General features: G+C 49.4%; 1 protein-coding gene. It reads left to right on the top strand.

From position 1 onward, the window contains the following. Window positions 1–326: TonB-dependent receptor domain-containing protein (locus AB4585_RS22895; protein WP_372171104.1), on the top strand; the 326-nt coding region annotated here is incomplete at both ends.

The raw sequence follows: 326 nt of genomic DNA, 5'->3' as shown, positions 1-326 counted from the left end.
TCCTATACAACGACTTTGCTTTGGAGAACACCGATCACTTTATTCAAAGTGGCACAGGCGCGCCTCCAAGCTCTTCTCCGGGTAGCACGGGTCTTCCTAATGCAACAGTGCAGCAATGGGGTGTCTTCGTTCAGGACCAAGCCTTCCTAATGGAGGAAAAACTGGTTCTTTCCGCAGGCCTTCGTTACGACTCATTTTCAACCGACCCTGAAACAACAGATGGCTATGGTGTAGAGCACGAGAGTAACGACAATGATGCCGTCACCGGTCGTATTGGTGCGGTTTATCACGTAGCAAATTGGTTTAGCCCATACGCACAAATAAGC

This window comes from Vibrio sp. 10N.222.49.C9 (genome assembly GCF_041474985.1).
In the GTDB taxonomy this organism is placed as follows: Bacteria; Pseudomonadota; Gammaproteobacteria; order Enterobacterales; family Vibrionaceae; genus Vibrio; species Vibrio crassostreae_C.
This window is presented reverse-complemented; position numbering and strand designations above follow the sequence as displayed.